The following is a 324-nucleotide window of genomic DNA, read 5'->3' on the forward strand; positions in this document are numbered from 1 at the left end:
TTGGGTTAAACCAATGATGACACTGCCGGCGATCAACACTGACGCCAGCATGCATGAGAAGGAACTGATAAGCCGCACTGTTCAGGAAATGTTTGAAGAGGCTGATATGTGGCTGGTTCAGGACTGAAGCACTAGTGCCCACGTACGTGGGCTTTGAGGAAAACAAGTAACTCCGCTACCAAGACTTCAAATCAGGTTAGATATTCCATAGATGGTTGTATTAAGAGGTTAGCGGTTATAAGCATTTAGATGTATTAGCTCAGAGTTGTTCTGACGGTTTTCACCTGCAGCACACAATCAAATCTGACAGTCTTCTTTGAGCGA

1 protein-coding gene is annotated in these 324 nt (G+C 44.8%); it reads left to right on the top strand.

Annotated elements, in window-relative coordinates:
* On the top strand, window positions 1-127 hold a 127-nt coding region (locus JSN25_RS17895), incomplete at its 5' end, for a DinI-like family protein (protein WP_204525746.1).
* Window positions 128-324 lie beyond the last annotated feature (197 nt).

This window comes from Citrobacter cronae, assembly GCF_016893685.1.
Lineage (GTDB): Bacteria > Pseudomonadota > Gammaproteobacteria > Enterobacterales > Enterobacteriaceae > Citrobacter > Citrobacter werkmanii.